Origin of the sequence: Bacillus sp. MAG717A, assembly GCF_036884855.1 — a bacterium.
Taxonomy (GTDB): domain Bacteria; phylum Bacillota; class Bacilli; order Bacillales; family Bacillaceae; genus Bacillus; species Bacillus safensis.
On record NZ_CP145733.1, the window covers coordinates 650,885 to 665,847 of the forward strand.

Genomic DNA, 14,963 nt, shown 5'->3' on the forward strand with positions numbered 1-14,963 from the left:
TGAATAATATATAAAATCATATTCATATATCGAATGGAGAATATTAGAAATGGACCTAAAAGAGTTAAAAGCATTTCAAGCCGTGATTCAGGAAGGGACCTTCTCAAAAGCCGCTCAAAAATTGAATTATGCACAGTCGACCATAACGAATCAGATTAAACGATTAGAAAAGGAATTAGGATTTCAATTGTTTGTAAGAGGATGGGAGGCTGAATTAACCCCTTCAGGACAATTGTTTGCCAAAGAGATTGATCAGTTGATACTCCATTGGCATTTTGTATTAGAGCAATCACAAAAACTCCAAAAAGAAGAAATCGGAACCTTGAATATAGGCGTCATAGAACCAATTGCTGTCTCTATTCTTCCTTCCGTCCTTCAAACATTCAGAAAGCAAAAACCGAATATCACATGCCACTTTATCATTGGTAATACAGATTTCCTTCACAAGCAGCTCCTCAAGGGAGAGCTCGATTTTGCCATTGTAGGGGAACCAGTGATGAATACACTTCCGTTTGAGGAGTTGTACAAGGAGGAAATGTCTTTTATTATCGCAAAACAGCAGGCAGATCAAGTTGGAACGATCTCATTGATCAAGGAACTTTATGAACAGCCTCTGATCATAGGCGGGGAAAGTTGTTTATATCACATGAAGTTACAAAAGGAACTTTCAAGAATAAATGTGGAGCCCTTCACTTATACCGTCAGCCAGATTTCAGCCATTCCATCATTTCTAAAGGGATTTCCCTCTGTCGGAGTCGTCCTTTCCTCTACCCCATTGTCAGACGAGTTTGTGAAAGTTCCAATTGAAATGGAGGACCCTTTTATCCCGATAGGAATCTTAACTCATAAGGACCCCCATCTCTCTCTGGAAAACACCAAGCAGCTGCTGCTTAATCTATTTCGTCAAGAAGCGGAGCAATTCACATGCTCGTGATCTCGTATCAAAAACAAAAAACCTAGATTTCATACATCTAGGTTTTTTAATCTTTCAAGCCATTTCAAGATCGCCCCACTTTTAAAGAAATTGAAAATGGCTCCCTCACTAAATCGCTCAGCTCTCAAAGCCCCCATGATGAGAGCAAGTACACACTGCGCATTTAAATTTGAAATGTCCACATGCTCCATATCGTTCGTTCCCCATTCAATTCCATTTTCTAAGAGGATTTCACTATAGCGGGTAAGTTCCATTTCTTGATGCTGTTCTGCAAAGGTATAGACATCATCAATCAAGCTTTGGACCGTTTCGGAATAATTTACAAAAGGCATCTGGATTGGGCGTTCAGCTGTTCCATCATTTTCCTGATCGATCACCCATTCTCCGATATGGTCCTCCTGAAGCATCGGTATGTATTTTGTGAGCATCTCAAATTGACTCATCGTTATCCTCCTCTATTTTTTTAGAATGCTTTCAAGCCCGACAATAATAAAAGGAAACATTTTCAGGCCATGTATCGTGCATACAGGAGTGACATTAGTTCAGAATTAAGCTGGAGCCTTCAAATAGATCAAAGGCTCCATTTCCAACTAAATTGCTTTAGCTAAAATCATAAATCGGTGTTGTTTTGCGTCAAAATAACCCTTCTGTTCAATGGTTTTATGAATGGTGTATAATTCATCCTTGAAATTACTTATTTCAAAACCTGGCACTTGCCAAGGAATTGCTTTTAGATAATACACCAATGCTCCGATATCATAAAATCTTAGAATGGGGAACTCTTCAGCACTTTTCAACACCTCAAAATGATTCTCCTGTATCTCTTTTAAAGCTAGCTTTAAGTTCCAATCAATAAATTCTTCATTTATTGGTACCCTTAGATTCTCATTAATCTCTATGCAATCGAGTCCACCGACTTGTTGAGTTAGAAAAATACCTTCTTTCGAGATAATTCTTCTCACCTCTTGAGATGAAAATGACTCATGTTGATTGATGATAAGATTAAATTTTCCAGTCTCAAACGGCAAATTTTCATCATTAGAAATTTGAACTACCTTAACTCCTAAAGGGGTTAATCGTTCTTTTGCGACAGGTACATTAGGTAAGTAACCTTCTGTAGCATAAACTGATGTTGGAAAAGGTCTTAATTTTGATAAAAACTCTCCACCACCTGTTCCCATGTCCGGCATTGATTTTGCATTTTGAACAAGAGAAGTAGCTATACTACCATATGACCATGAAAGCAACTCACTTTTCATTCTTCCAGTTTCAGATATGAATGAGAAATCCCACCCAACAAAAGGTTCATCTGCTTGTTTTATAAATGAAGAAAACTGTTTGTCATTCATCATAATCCCTCCAATTATCATTTTGCAGTTTTAATGATTAAATAATTGGTGGGCCTCTTACGAATATATAAAGTTGTTATATTTCATGTTCTTTTAGTCTCATATTCAATAACTCCCTGTAAGAATCTTGATTTTTGACATTCATTTCAAAATTCATTCAACTGATATTTGAGTAAGACATGATTTTGTTTGAGAATCGAGAGCTCATGATAGATGTCTCATTATAGAGGTCTAAGTACAATGATAGAAGAGAATACGAAAAAAGAGCTTAAGAAATAGATTGTTAGTTAAAGTAAAACCCCTCCTGTTGGAAGGGTTTTTTCATTTAGTTACTGCCTTTTCTATTGCTGTTTTCGGTCCACCAATTTCGTCTGCTGTGGGTCCATATATAGTTGGAATCGTTTGAATGCATTTTGGTCTATCATAGCTGTCATTCCCTTTTTATTTAAGAGATAAAGACACTACACACTCCACATGCGCCGTATGCGGAAACATATCAACTGGCTGCATGTATTCGATTTTGTAGTCTTTTGACATGTATTCAAGGTCTTTTGCTAGTGTGGATGGGTTACAAGAGACGTAGACAAAGCGTTTTGGTTTGACTTGTTTGACGGTGTCTAAGAAGGTGCGCTCGCAGCCTGTTCTTGGCGGGTCGACGACGATGACGTCAGGACGGAAGCCTTCTTTGACCCATTTTGGCAGCCAATGTTCAGCTGTTCCTGTCACATAGGTCGCGTTTTTCATGCCGTGTTTTTTGGCATTTTTCTTGGCATCATCAATTGATTCTTTGATGACATCCATTCCTCTTACTTCTTTTGCGCCATCTGAGAGCCACATCCCAATGGTTCCAACGCCGCAATACGCATCGACGACCTTTTCTTTGCCAGTCAATTTGGCCGCTTTTTTCGCTTCATCGTAAAGCTTTAGCGTCTGCTTTGGATTCAATTGGAAAAAAGCACGTGCACTTAGTTCAAAAGAGACGTCTCCTAAAAATTCTTGGATGACCATATTGCCAGCTAGATGAGATGTTTTATGGCCGAAGATGACTGATGTTTTTTCGCCATTGATATTATGCATAATGGACGTCACTTCAGGCAGACGTTTTTGAATGGCTTCGGCGATTTCTTTTTTCTTTGGAAATTCAGGTTTTGATGTGACAAGAACGACTTGTACTTCCCCTGTTTCAAAGCCGACACGCACGACAATCGAACGTACGTCGCCTTTTCTTGTTCGTTCATTGTAGACCGATACACCGAATTTCTCTAAAATTTTGCGGACAACGCCCGTTGTTTTGTTCGTTTTTGGATGCTGCACGATACATTCCTTGATCGGTACAAGCTTATGAGAATTCAGTCCATAAAGTCCTGCAATGATGTCTCCGCTGTGAGAACGTCCTACTTGGAACTGACTTTTGTTTCGGTAATGCCACGGGTCTTCCATACCGATCGTTGGCCGAATATCAAGCTTTTCAACCGATAGCTTTGTATGGCGCTCCATTGATTGAATGACAATATCACGCTTTTCATTTAGCTGCTGCTCGTACGCCAAATGCTGAAGCTGACAGCCGCCGCACTCTTCGTATACTGGGCATGGCGGTTTGACTCGATGCTCGGAGCGCTTTCGCACTTTCCTCACTGTACCTTCTGCATATTTTGCTTGGACATTCGTTGCTTCAACCACCACTTCCTCACCCGGAAGCGCGCCTGGGACAAAGACCACTTGCTTTTTAAAATAACCGACCCCTTCACCATTAATGCCAAGGCGTTTAATGGTAAGCGGGAACTGCTGTCCCTTTTGCAAAAGGGCACCTTGCTGTTTTTCTTTCACTTTATTCTCTCCGTTCTATTTAAACCATTGATAGGTTGTCTTCATTTTATTCCATCTCCTTAGTATATCACGTCTTGGACAAAGAGAGAAAATGCCTTTCATTTATTTATCTGTCTCAATGCTTCTCCATAAATATAGAGAAGCGTAGCTTAAATATGGAGTCCATTCCTTGCTTAGCGCTGCCATCTCTTCTTTTGTCGGTTTTTCAGGCAGGTCGAAGTGCCGTTTGATTGCATTTTGAATGCCTATATCTGCCATTGGAAAGAGATTTGGTCTTCCAAGCCCATTCATGAGCACATTTTGAACCGTCCAAGGTCCAATCCCTCTAATCGGAAGCAATCGCTCTTCTACCTCCAGGTCAGATAAGTCGTGTAATTCCTCTAAACAAAGTGAGCCGCTCACAATTCGTTTCGATACATCGATGACATATTCTGCTTTTCGCTGACTAAATTGAAGCTTTCTCAAATCATCTGTTTCAAGAGAGGCAATGGTTTCTGGTAAAGGATCAAACCATACACCTTCTATTTGCTCACCGTACGTATGGACAAATCGTTTCGTGAGCTCGTAAGCAAACGAAAGATTAAGCTGCTGATGAATGATGCATTTCATGAAACAATGATATAAATGAAAATCCAGCATGAGCGGCGTTCCGATATGCTGCTCAAAAATGGGTGCTAGATTGGTTTGAGAAAAATGGTCTTGAATCATGTGTAATTGATGCTCCATGCCAAATATCCGTTTCACCTCAGAAAGAAGGGGTTCCTCCGGGCCGTTTGATCGCACCCGGAACATAGGCGCATCTTTTGTTCCAGTAGCTTGAACGATGACCACGTACGGTTTTTGCTTTAATCTGATCGGTACTTTTATTTCTCTTTGACTCAAATCAACTGCTTTTAATGGATCACTTGATAAACGTCTAAGCACTTGATCGAAATGATACGGCGGCTCTACCACCAGCTGTTTTTCCCACATACATGTCCTCTTCCTTTCTGCAAACATACGCAGATGTGATTGTTTCATTTTGCATGAATGATTCTCTTTATTGAATACTTTTAAACATAAAGAGTACAAGAATTTATCAGTTATATCTTCCTTATTTGTGGTCATTCTCCTATTGGATAGACGAAATTTTTTAGTCGCATTCAGCTAAAATTCGACAGCATCCTTCAACATTTTAGGATCATTTTCCTTAAATTAGAAATAGAACCTCTGGGTGATATCTTCCTCTCTGAATATATTTGTATAATTATGACATATCAAGGAGGTGAACAAAGGAATTAGCGGATTAGGCAATCATTTGTTTTATCTTGCAGGAACATATTTACCTCATTGATAACCGGCTTCACCTAGTTTCACATTTTACAAAAAAGAAGACCCAAAATTAAAAAACAAAGGAGATCCGACCAATGAAAAAAACCATTCTTTCTGTTGCACTTGCCACTGCTGTTTCTTCGACACTGCCATTATTCGCTGACGCTGCTGAGCCAAAAACTTCAGCACCTGTTTCTACTACACTTCAGCAAACTGTCTTAAACAAAGCTGCTGCTGAAGGTAAAGCTGGCACTACGGCTAGCCCTAATGTTAACGTAAACTTTGATGTTCTTGGGATTGCCAATGCCATTGTAAACGCAGTAAACGCAAATGCAAACCGTTCTGGATTCGTGAAAAGCGTCATGGAAAGCACATTCTACGCTGCTGGCGGCAGATATAATGTCATGGTCTTTAACCTAAGCCAGAACTACGAAGACCGTTTTAACGGCGTCAAAACTTTCGCTACTGCTAATCTTGGTAATGTTGTTTACGGAATTTGGGTATTCGAAAGTGGTACATTTAAAAACAACGGCGATGGCGGCTGGGATAACTGGGCGTTTAGAGGCTGGTTTGACCGTCAAGATAAATTCGTTACGTTCCATCGTCCTTAATTCTCGGTTTTATCCATCAATCATACACGCACATTTAACCGATCTCTTTCTGAGATCGGCTTTTTTTATGGAGAAAACGTATAAGTTCACCGGCGCTGCTTCATGATATAATGCAAGTCTGGAGGGGTGCACATGCTGAGAAAACTTGCAGTGACAAAAAACGGCGACTTGATTGAACATGCAACAATGCAGCAGCTTTCAAGCCCCGATATCGCCTGGTATTGGATTGATTTTCATGCACCAACGGAAAAGGAAGCAGCGCTTTTGAAGGAATATTTTCAGTTCCATCCGCTTGCGATTGAGGATTGCTTCCATTATTTGCAGCGGCCGAAGCTTGATTTTTATGAGGGGTATTTATTTTTCGTGCTGCATGCCCTTAATCAAAAAACGCTGCGTTCTGAGGAAGTTGATCTGTTTGTTGGTGAAAACTATATCGTGACCTTTCATTTAAAGGAAGCGCCATACATTGAGCGTGTCATTCGAAAGCTCAAGGGGTCTGATAAAGAAAGAAACAGCGGACCTGAGCATATTGCCTACATGCTGATTGATCAGCTTGTTGATGATTATTTCCCTATTATTTATCAAATAGAGGACAGGCTGAATGAAATTGAGGATGAAGAAGGTCATAAAACGTATGGGACGTTGATGAACGAAGTATTCGGAATCCGATCCGATTTGCTCAAACTGCGAAGAACGATTATCCCGATGAGGGACCTTTTATATCGTATTGTGAACACAAATACGATGAAAAGCGATACAAACCGCCAAGCGTATTTTAATGATATTTATGATCATCTATTAAAACTAACCGAAATTGTTGAGTCAAACCGTGATATGACAGCTGATTTACGAGACAGCTATCAGACGCTAAATTCCAATCGGATGAATGCGATCATGATGACATTGACCATTGTGTCGACCATTTTTATTCCACTAACCTTTATTGTTGGTGTGTACGGAATGAACTTTGACAACATGCCTGAATTACACTGGAAATACGGCTATTTTGGCGTGCTGATTTTCATGGGTCTCCTCGTCTCGGGTATGCTTTTGTGGTTTAAACATAAAGGTTGGTTTAGGATTTTTAAATAATGTTTTGAGAGAAGTGCTTGGGAGGAAGATAATTTGGAAAACTGGATTCCACTGAAAGACAAAGAATTAAAATTCGCCTGGAAGACATTTGCTCGAGAGTTCAAATTTAAACCAAGCATCTCTCGCTTTCCAGCTTTTCAAGCACCCTCTCCTTACATCACATATGACATCTCTGCGTATTTTGAGGACTCTTTTCTTCTACATGCAGATGAAGATCTTGAAAAAAAGGCACTGCTCTCTTTTCAGGAGAATATCACCGGAACAGACGAATATATGCTGGCACTTGATTGGCAGCACGAATGCTACTGGATCACACCATATGGCTCGTTTGAAAAAGATGAATTTGGAGAATGGAAAGTTCCTGTTCTTCCTAATGGGGATTACTATTTCTTTTTATCAAAAGAAATGAATTGGGGCCTGCTAGGACATCCTTGGGAGCAAAGCATCACAATTTTCGGTGAGGGCTTAATTGACTCTTTTTCACGTCATCACCCTCTTTTGTTTCAGCGTAAAATCAGAGAGGGATAATCAGAAAGCCTGCAGGTCTTCTGCAGGCTTTTTTCTATAGCTGAGGCAGCTGCCATACTTTTTCAAGCATGAGATCGTCTAGGCTTTTAAAGGAATATCCTTGTTTTTTCAGAGCGGTGATGGCATCATCCAGCGCTTCGGCATTGTCTCTTGAGACGGTATGAAGTAAGTAAATGGCACCTGGGTGCGCCTGCTTCATCATTTGATCATAAGCATACTGTTTTCCTTTTTGATGATGGATATGCCAGTCTACAAACGCCACTGACCAGAAAACAGTTTGGTAGCCGAGCTGTTTTGTTTCTTTTAGTACCCTTTCACTGAACACACCGCGCGGCGGACGAAGATAGAGGTTATCTTGTTTTCCTGTGATTTTGTACACAGCTTCATTGACACGGTCCAGTTCTTCTTTGATTTCTTTCGTGCTCTTTGTTGTTAAATCTGGATGATGATAGGAATGGTTGCCAATGATATGACCTTCTTCTGCCATACGTTTGACAAGCTCCGGCTGGTCCTTTACAAAGTGACCTGTCACAAAAAAGGTGCCTGGTACTTGATGTTTTTTCAGCACGTCTAATATCTTGGGTGTGTACCCATTTTCATAGCCGTTGTCGAAGGTGAAATAAATCTCTTTCTTTTTCGTGTTACCTAAATAGAAGGCATCATACTTTTTTAAGAGTGCCGTCAATTCTTTGCCCGCATCCGGCGGCCTGTGCTCTTTACTTTTCGCAAATCCCCAGTGGATGGGCTTATTAGACACGGCTCCTGCTTCTGAAAGAGGCATGGAAACAAAAAGCGCACATAAACAGATCAGCATGAATTTTTTCATTACGTCACTTCCCGGTTTTTCTTCTATTGTGCAGAATAAGACCGAGACTCATACACCGATTCACCTGCCAATTTAAAGAAAAAAGCCCGCACTGCGCGAGCTATTCTTCCTTCCAATCGTTTTTAAACCGTTCATATTTTGCTTCCAGATCGTCAATCATTTGGATCAGTCTGTCTATATCTTCAACGTCTGTTGATTCAGGATCTAATGAATCAATCACATTCATAAACATATCTAATCGGTTCTTTAAATAATCAACCTGCTGCTCTTTGCTGTCTGCTGCCTTGCCCATCGATACACTCCCTTTAGCATTTGTTTATAGCTTATCTTTTTTTCCTTTGTAAATCAATTGTGTCCCTCTTGCGTATAACCGTGATGAGGCTTAAAATTAACTGTTGGCGGGTCTACGTTTGCCCGAATGAAAAGGAGATAGATACCATGAACCAAAAAACAGCACTTCGTCCGATCACACCTGCATACGACCCTTGGGAAGCCTATCTCGATGTGCAGGATTACGGAGAAATGAAGCTGACTAATATTGAATTTACGACAACAACGCTCTGTAACATGAGATGTGAGCATTGTGCGGTCGGCTATACCTTACAGCCTAAAGACCCGAATGCGCTACCGATAGATTTGTTACTTCGCCGTTTAGATGAAGTTCCGCTCCTGCGCTCACTCAGTATTACAGGCGGAGAGCCTATGCTTTCTCTTAAATCTGTACGGGAATATGTCGTTCCTTTATTAAAGTATGCCCATGAACGTGGCGTGCGTACACAAATCAATTCAAATTTAACCCTTGATTTGGCGCGCTATGAAGAAATTATTCCATACTTAGATGTCCTTCACATTTCACATAACTGGGGCACTGTCGAAGAGTTTGCAACAGTCGGTTTTGCCATGATGGATCGTAAACCAACCTTTGAGCAGCGCGAGAAATTATTTAACCGCATGATTGAAAATAGTCAGGCACTTGTCAAAGCAGGCGTAACCGTATCCGCTGAGACCATGCTGAATAAGCGCACGCTTCCATATATTGAGCACATCCACCGGCAGATCGTCGAGGAAATGAAATGCCAGCGCCACGAAGTTCACCCGATGTACCCAAGTGATTTCGCCAGCGCCCTTGAATCATTGACGCTTCCGCAAATGCGGGATGCGATTCATCAGCTGCTTGATATTCGCGATCAAAACACATGGATGCTGTTTGGCACCCTGCCATTTTATTCATGCAGCACAGATGCAGAAGACCAGCGTCTCCTCAATCGATTGCGCCAGGAGAAAAATGTCACAGTACGAAATGACCCTGACGGACGTTCACGGTTGAATGTGAATATTTTTGATGGGAATATTATTGTGACAGACTTTGGCGATACACCGCCGCTTGGAAACATTGAAACTGATACATTGCAATCAGCCTATACACGCTGGATGGACACGAAATTAGCAAAAGAACTGAATTGTCATTGCCCAAGCGTGCAGTGCCTCGGTCCGAATGTTCTAGTGAAAAACAGCTATTATCAAGATGTTGATTTTACTTCTCGAACAGCCAGGGGGTAACCGATAGATGGACGATACATTTCTGACAGTAGTCAAAAACAAATACATTGAAATTCTCCTTGTTGGGCTCGTTCTTTGGCTTGCTGTCTTTATGATCAACAAAGCCCTGCAAATTTTCTTTAAACGAACTGAGTTTATAGAGGACAAAAAGAAGAAAACAATTGAGAGCTTGGTCAAATCGGTCACGAAATACACCGCTTCGATTTGCTTTGTGCTCTATGTCATTTCTCTTTTCTTTCATGACTTTGGGAAAATTCTTGCGGGTGCTGGTGTCGCTGGGATCGTCATCGGTTTTGGCGCGCAGACGCTCATTCGTGATATTTTAGCAGGCATTTTTCTCATCTATGAACGCCAGATTCATAAAGGGGATTATGTGACGGTAAATAACCTCTTTAATGGAACCATTGAAGAGATTGGTCTCCGCTCTCTGCAAATTAGAGAATGGAGCGGCAAGCTGTTAACCATTTCTAACGGGGATATCAGGCAAATCCAAAACTATAACATGCAATATATGCGAATTACGGAATCTGTGTTAATTAGCGCGAATCAAAACCCAGATATCGCCTTCCAAGCACTTGAATCAGCATGTGACAATTTAAATCAAATGCATCATGATTTTCTTAAAAAAGATGAATTCCAAAACGCCATTGAACCCTTTCAGGTTCATGGAATTATGGGCTTGAATAAGCTGAATCGCGGGATTGAAATCACAGTTAAGGGAATGGTCGAAGACGAAAAATACTTCGAAGCCGCTCTCGCTGTGCGAAAAGAAATGATCAAGCAACTTCATCAGCATGATGTCAAATTGCTTGAGGATCTCGCTTATCCCCAGCCTGCAAAATAACCTCATTCTATATGGGGTTATTTTTTTATTTGTATTTTGTTAACCAGTTAATTATAATGTTATTTAGTTAACCAGTTAATAATAGAGAGGATGTATGGAATGACAAAAACAGAAGCAATTTCTTTCATCAAGGAGATGTATCAAGAGGTATTAACCAAGTTCGATGTAAAAAAGGTGGAGACATATTTTTCACCTGACTATCAGCAAGTGACCGATGGGAAGGTTTCCACGCTTGATGAATTTAAAAAGCATCTATCCACATTAAAAGAAATGACAACACAGCTTGCGATCCCCGCCTTTCATGATGTGTTATTTGATGAAGAAACGCAGCAAGCGTGTTTTCGTTACACGGTACATGTTGACCTCGCAAGCGGAGACGGGGGTTTAATAGATGTCACAGCTCTTTTCACCTTATTAGATGGCAGGATCATTCGGTGCGACGAGCTGACTCGGGCTCACGAAAAACATGAAATGCTTGAACAGCTGGGGCACATCAGCTAACAATTCTCTTCATTTCAGCCCTCTTACTTCTATCCTCTTGACTGATTCATGTATAATAGATAGCAGAATGATTTCATGCAGCATGGGGACCCTCATACTGTGTATTTTCTAAGTGAAAGAGAGTGAATAAGATGGGTCGTAAGTGGAACAACATTAAAGAAAAGAAAGCATCAAAGGATGCCAGTACAAGTCGTATTTACGCAAAATTCGGGCGTGAAATCTATGTGGCTGCCAAACAAGGTGAGCCAAACCCAGAATCAAACCAAGCACTTCGTTTTGTCCTAGAACGTGCAAAAACATATAGTGTCCCAAAACATATTGTGGACCGTGCCATTGAAAAAGCCAAAGGTGGTGCGGAAGAGAACTTCGATGAGCTGCGCTACGAAGGATTTGGTCCAAACGGATCAATGGTGATCGTTGATGCCCTCACCAATAACGTCAACCGCACAGCGTCAGATGTTCGAGCAGCATTTGGGAAAAACGGCGGAAACATGGGTGTAAGCGGCTCTGTTGCTTACATGTTTGACCAAACAGCTGTCATCGGTGTCGAAGGGAAAAGCGAAGAAGAAACACTTGAGCTTTTAATGGAAGCAGATGTTGATGTACGTGACATCATGGAAGAAGATGAAACGGTGATTGTGTACGCTGAACCAGATCAATTCCATCAAGTCCAAGAAGCGTTCAAACAAGCCGGTGTTGAAGAATTCACTGTCGCTGAAATCACAATGCTCCCGCAAAACGAAGTGACATTAGATGATGAATCTAAGGCACAATTTGAAAAGCTGATCGATGTTTTAGAAGAGCTTGAAGACGTGCAGCAGGTTTATCATAATGTGGATTTAGGGGAATAAAAAACTTAAGCCATAGTAGTCGTTGAGTTCATTCAACTTCTACTATGGCTTTTTTATTTTCTCAAAAAAATGTAATATATGTATAAGATGTTAATGTCTACAATTTTCAAGGAGATGAGTTTCATTTTTAAAACATGGTGGTTTTCTTATTATGGATTTATGATCATCCCTTATCTTGGCCTATGTCTTATTTTCAACGACTTACCGATATTGACTAAAGTTATCTTCTTTCTTTTTATCATTTGGTATTTATATAACGCTTTTGACTTTTACAAAAATGAACTAAAAAGAAAAAAAGAGAAACCCTATTAGCAAAAAACAGTCATCTCCTCTGTTGAGTAAGAGGAGATGACTGTTTTAATTCATCCCTTGAAACCCAAACGTCAGGTGATCCTGAACTGGAATCCAAGCGCCGATTCCTTGTGAGGTCACGTTTTTCACGACGAGTTTGCGTTTATTTCCCTTGAGCACAAGGTACACTTCTCCGTAAGTAACCTTTCCTTTTTCGTTAATGGCTGGAGCGTATGCATGCAGGGATGCTGCTTTTTTCGGAGAGACATGGTAAGACTGATCTCGTTTTGTTCCTGCACCAATCACGGTGTCAAACGCGAGGGGCAGCTTTGTTTTTTGAATCGCTTTTTGCATCATCAATGTTTTCACATCTTCTGGGCTTGGCACTTTTGCTGTGAGTCCGCCGCTTACTTTCACTTGCTGCTTTTGAACGTATTTGCCAATGGCTGTTTTGTTTCCGCCTCTATTATCAATGTGATTTGTGTTCACTCTTTTGTATTCCCAATTGGCGACGGTTTCGTTTGAATCATAGCTCAGCGCCCATCTCCCGAGGAAAATGGTCGCTCGGTACCCAACTGCTAATGGCGTCCCTGAAATGCTGGATTCATTCAGCATTTTAATCAGATGAGTATTCTCAATCGGGACACTTGTTGTTTTGAACAATTCAGCCGTCAGCTCGCTCGGCTGGAGCAGCGGCTGATCCTGTGACGCGTTCGGATACGTATTCTCCTTGGAGATACTGGCGACAGAGGACGGCACTTTAAATGGCTTTGCCGCCTCCGCTGGAAAGCTGTATAGAAAACTTAAGGATAAGAGAACAACAAACATGATGCGGGGCATCTTCTTCATATCATCACTCTTTCTCATTCATTTTTCCATAGTATTTTCCCGAAAGACGTCCCTTATCCACAAAAGATTATAAAAGGAAAAATCCAATCGCCATAATAAAATAGGCAGCGAGTAATGTGGCGCCTTCAAACCAGTTTGTATCACCATCATTTGATAAAATGACCGTGAGCAGCACAGAGGATGCCATCGCAATGAGCTCTGGCAAGGAGAAAATGAGCGGCATCTGCTTGTCAAAAAATAGAGAGCTGATGACAAGGATTGGCGCGACCATCATGGCAACCTGAAGCGTGGAGCCAAAGGCAATTTCTACTGCTACATCCATTTTGTTTTTATATGCCATGATGACAGCTGAGGCATGTTCTGCTGCGTTGCCGACGATGGCCACAATAATGACACCGATAAACAGCTCACTCCAGCCAAACTGTTCTCCTACCGTATCAAATGTATGAACAAGGCGCTCTGAAATGTACGCAACTGCGATTGTCGAAAGCAGCAAAATGACAGTGGCAAACTTCCCAGACCATTCAGGTGTTTCTTCTTCCGTCTCTGCTTCGCCTTCCATACTCTCCTGCTTGGCAACATACACCCCGCGGTGGCTGACCAGTTTGAAATAGAGCGCCGCGACATAAAGCAAAATCATCACAATGCTGATCCCAATGCTTAAAACAAACTGTTTATTCTCTTCCATCTCCATTGAAAACACTTCTGGAATGACAAACGCTACAATAATGGCAAACATGAGCAAGCCTGAATTGTGCCTTGCATCATGGACATTGAATACTTGGCGCTTATATTTTAATCCGCCAACGAAAAAAGACAAGCCAGCCACAAGCAGTAAATTTCCGATGACCGATCCTGTTAATGATGCAAGTACGATGGCCGTCAATCCTTGCTTTAAAGCAAAAAACGAAATGATTAACTCCACTGCATTTCCAAATGTAGCGTTTAAAAGTCCGCCAATTCTGGGCCCCGCAATGATGGCAAGACTTTCTGTGGCTCTCCCCATAAAACTAGCAAGACCAATTATGGCGATACAATAAACGGCAAACATGACAACCTGCGGGAAATGAAGAAAACTGCCAATCACCGATAGCGGAACACCGATTGCGACAACCACAAGAAATAAACGATTCATACAGCCATTCTCCTTTACATATGTCTGACTGTTATTCTTTCGTGAGTGCCGGCATCATATACATTTAGATTTGCGCGTGTGAGAAGGTGATATCAATACTTCCTTTCACGGACTGCACCATAGAGCAATGCTTCAATGCAAGGGTGATCACTTTATCGATTTGTTCATCAGATGTATTGATGTCTTCAAATAAGATATGTAAATGAATGCAGGAAATTTTGTTTACAGCTCCTGCCCTTGTCGTTTCAGGTGTGATCGTCAGCCCTTCATAGGATATTCGCTTTTTACGGCATACATGAATGAGCATTTCTCCAAAGCAGCCTGCAATGGCTGAGGTGAACAATTGAGCTGGACGGTACCCCATTTCTTCTGTTCCTGAAATAGTCAGCTGCCTGTCCTCAATATGTGCAATCCAACGATCCTTTTCGTATGTCAGCTTCATTCCTTTTCCACC

17 protein-coding genes are annotated in these 14,963 nt (G+C 41.2%); 8 read left to right on the top strand and 9 right to left on the bottom strand.

What is annotated here, in order from left to right; all coding sequences use genetic code 11:
* The first annotated feature begins 49 nt into the window (after positions 1-49).
* A complete protein-coding gene (locus V6Z54_RS03490) occupies positions 50-934 on the top strand; it encodes a LysR family transcriptional regulator (RefSeq protein ID WP_338527701.1) in 885 nt (294 codons plus the stop codon).
* Between the two features lie 29 nt (positions 935-963).
* Here the strand turns inward: V6Z54_RS03490 and V6Z54_RS03495 are convergent, their stop codons facing one another.
* From V6Z54_RS03495 to V6Z54_RS03510, 4 genes are all read right to left on the bottom strand, one after another.
* On the bottom strand, positions 964-1,377 hold the full coding sequence (locus V6Z54_RS03495) for a DUF6508 domain-containing protein (RefSeq protein ID WP_338527702.1): 414 nt from the start codon (positions 1,375-1,377) through the stop codon (positions 964-966).
* A 147-nt stretch (positions 1,378-1,524) separates the two neighbouring features.
* A complete protein-coding gene (locus V6Z54_RS03500) occupies positions 1,525-2,283 on the bottom strand; it encodes a methyltransferase domain-containing protein (RefSeq protein WP_338527703.1) in 759 nt (252 codons plus the stop codon).
* Between the two features lie 441 nt (positions 2,284-2,724).
* Complete coding sequence (rlmD, locus tag V6Z54_RS03505) at positions 2,725-4,110, bottom strand: 23S rRNA (uracil(1939)-C(5))-methyltransferase RlmD (protein ID WP_107164082.1); 1,386 nt, start codon at positions 4,108-4,110, stop codon at positions 2,725-2,727.
* Between the two features lie 102 nt (positions 4,111-4,212).
* Positions 4,213-5,082, bottom strand: coding sequence for a DNA-3-methyladenine glycosylase (locus V6Z54_RS03510; protein ID WP_041087273.1), 870 nt, complete (start codon positions 5,080-5,082; stop codon positions 4,213-4,215).
* A 434-nt stretch (positions 5,083-5,516) separates the two neighbouring features.
* Between V6Z54_RS03510 and V6Z54_RS03515 the strand changes: the two genes are divergently transcribed.
* From V6Z54_RS03515 to V6Z54_RS03525, 3 genes are all read left to right on the top strand, one after another.
* The gene (locus V6Z54_RS03515; RefSeq protein WP_039177173.1) at positions 5,517-6,032 is read left to right on the top strand and encodes a hypothetical protein; all 516 of its coding nucleotides are present in this window, start codon (positions 5,517-5,519) and stop codon (positions 6,030-6,032) included.
* 132 nt (positions 6,033-6,164) lie between these two features.
* Positions 6,165-7,124: a magnesium/cobalt transporter CorA gene (gene corA / locus V6Z54_RS03520; protein WP_041087269.1), complete on the top strand. Its 960-nt coding sequence runs from the start codon at positions 6,165-6,167 to the stop codon at positions 7,122-7,124.
* A gap of 33 nt (positions 7,125-7,157) precedes the next feature.
* Complete coding sequence (locus tag V6Z54_RS03525; RefSeq protein WP_338527704.1) at positions 7,158-7,652, top strand: DUF2716 domain-containing protein; 495 nt, start codon at positions 7,158-7,160, stop codon at positions 7,650-7,652.
* Between the two features lie 34 nt (positions 7,653-7,686).
* On the opposite strand, the gene pdaA is transcribed toward V6Z54_RS03525, so the two are convergent.
* Together pdaA and V6Z54_RS03535 are read right to left on the bottom strand one after the other, a co-directional pair.
* Positions 7,687-8,478, bottom strand: coding sequence for a delta-lactam-biosynthetic de-N-acetylase (gene pdaA / locus V6Z54_RS03530; RefSeq protein WP_073978563.1), 792 nt, complete (start codon positions 8,476-8,478; stop codon positions 7,687-7,689).
* Between the two features lie 100 nt (positions 8,479-8,578).
* Positions 8,579-8,770, bottom strand: coding sequence for an SE1561 family protein (locus V6Z54_RS03535; protein ID WP_012009274.1), 192 nt, complete (start codon positions 8,768-8,770; stop codon positions 8,579-8,581).
* 146 nt (positions 8,771-8,916) lie between these two features.
* Here V6Z54_RS03535 and yfkAB point away from each other — a divergent pair, with 146 nt between their 5' ends.
* From yfkAB to V6Z54_RS03555, 4 genes are all read left to right on the top strand, one after another.
* Positions 8,917-10,038, top strand: coding sequence for a radical SAM/CxCxxxxC motif protein YfkAB (gene yfkAB / locus V6Z54_RS03540; RefSeq protein WP_073978566.1), 1,122 nt, complete (start codon positions 8,917-8,919; stop codon positions 10,036-10,038).
* Positions 10,039-10,045: 7 nt separating this feature from the next.
* A complete protein-coding gene (locus V6Z54_RS03545; RefSeq protein ID WP_039177163.1) occupies positions 10,046-10,882 on the top strand; it encodes a mechanosensitive ion channel domain-containing protein in 837 nt (278 codons plus the stop codon).
* A gap of 99 nt (positions 10,883-10,981) precedes the next feature.
* Positions 10,982-11,383, top strand: coding sequence for a nuclear transport factor 2 family protein (locus tag V6Z54_RS03550; protein ID WP_073978568.1), 402 nt, complete (start codon positions 10,982-10,984; stop codon positions 11,381-11,383).
* A 131-nt stretch (positions 11,384-11,514) separates the two neighbouring features.
* A complete protein-coding gene (locus tag V6Z54_RS03555) occupies positions 11,515-12,234 on the top strand; it encodes a YebC/PmpR family DNA-binding transcriptional regulator (RefSeq protein ID WP_003218036.1) in 720 nt (239 codons plus the stop codon).
* A 357-nt stretch (positions 12,235-12,591) separates the two neighbouring features.
* On the opposite strand, the gene V6Z54_RS03560 is transcribed toward V6Z54_RS03555, so the two are convergent.
* The 3 genes from V6Z54_RS03560 to V6Z54_RS03570 form a co-directional block, all read right to left on the bottom strand.
* Complete coding sequence (locus V6Z54_RS03560) at positions 12,592-13,353, bottom strand: YfkD famly protein (protein ID WP_231120230.1); 762 nt, start codon at positions 13,351-13,353, stop codon at positions 12,592-12,594.
* 88 nt (positions 13,354-13,441) lie between these two features.
* Positions 13,442-14,509 (bottom strand): calcium/proton exchanger, encoded by a 1,068-nt coding sequence (gene cax, locus V6Z54_RS03565; RefSeq protein WP_338527705.1) that lies wholly within the window; start codon positions 14,507-14,509, stop codon positions 13,442-13,444.
* A gap of 64 nt (positions 14,510-14,573) precedes the next feature.
* The gene (locus V6Z54_RS03570; RefSeq protein WP_269104087.1) at positions 14,574-14,951 is read right to left on the bottom strand and encodes an OsmC family protein; all 378 of its coding nucleotides are present in this window, start codon (positions 14,949-14,951) and stop codon (positions 14,574-14,576) included.
* Between the last annotated feature and the right edge of the window lie 12 nt (positions 14,952-14,963).

Bases quoted from the DNA above. Each gene is read 5' to 3' on its own strand.
- pdaA (WP_073978563.1), bottom strand. From the start codon at position 8,478: ATGAAAAAATTCATGCTGATCTGTTTATGTGCGCTTTTTGTTTCCATG.
- V6Z54_RS03550 (WP_073978568.1), top strand. From the start codon at position 10,982: ATGACAAAAACAGAAGCAATTTCTTTCATCAAGGAGATGTATCAAGAG.
- corA (WP_041087269.1), top strand. From the start codon at position 6,165: ATGCTGAGAAAACTTGCAGTGACAAAAAACGGCGACTTGATTGAACAT.
- V6Z54_RS03510 (WP_041087273.1), bottom strand. From the start codon at position 5,082: ATGTGGGAAAAACAGCTGGTGGTAGAGCCGCCGTATCATTTCGATCAA.
- V6Z54_RS03555 (WP_003218036.1), top strand. From the start codon at position 11,515: ATGGGTCGTAAGTGGAACAACATTAAAGAAAAGAAAGCATCAAAGGAT.
- V6Z54_RS03535 (WP_012009274.1), bottom strand. From the start codon at position 8,770: ATGGGCAAGGCAGCAGACAGCAAAGAGCAGCAGGTTGATTATTTAAAG.
- V6Z54_RS03560 (WP_231120230.1), bottom strand. From the start codon at position 13,353: ATGTTTGTTGTTCTCTTATCCTTAAGTTTTCTATACAGCTTTCCAGCG.
- V6Z54_RS03490 (WP_338527701.1), top strand. From the start codon at position 50: ATGGACCTAAAAGAGTTAAAAGCATTTCAAGCCGTGATTCAGGAAGGG.
- cax (WP_338527705.1), bottom strand. From the start codon at position 14,509: ATGAATCGTTTATTTCTTGTGGTTGTCGCAATCGGTGTTCCGCTATCG.
- V6Z54_RS03545 (WP_039177163.1), top strand. From the start codon at position 10,046: ATGGACGATACATTTCTGACAGTAGTCAAAAACAAATACATTGAAATT.
- V6Z54_RS03515 (WP_039177173.1), top strand. From the start codon at position 5,517: ATGAAAAAAACCATTCTTTCTGTTGCACTTGCCACTGCTGTTTCTTCG.
- yfkAB (WP_073978566.1), top strand. From the start codon at position 8,917: ATGAACCAAAAAACAGCACTTCGTCCGATCACACCTGCATACGACCCT.
- V6Z54_RS03500 (WP_338527703.1), bottom strand. From the start codon at position 2,283: ATGAATGACAAACAGTTTTCTTCATTTATAAAACAAGCAGATGAACCT.
- V6Z54_RS03570 (WP_269104087.1), bottom strand. From the start codon at position 14,951: ATGAAGCTGACATACGAAAAGGATCGTTGGATTGCACATATTGAGGAC.
- V6Z54_RS03495 (WP_338527702.1), bottom strand. From the start codon at position 1,377: ATGAGTCAATTTGAGATGCTCACAAAATACATACCGATGCTTCAGGAG.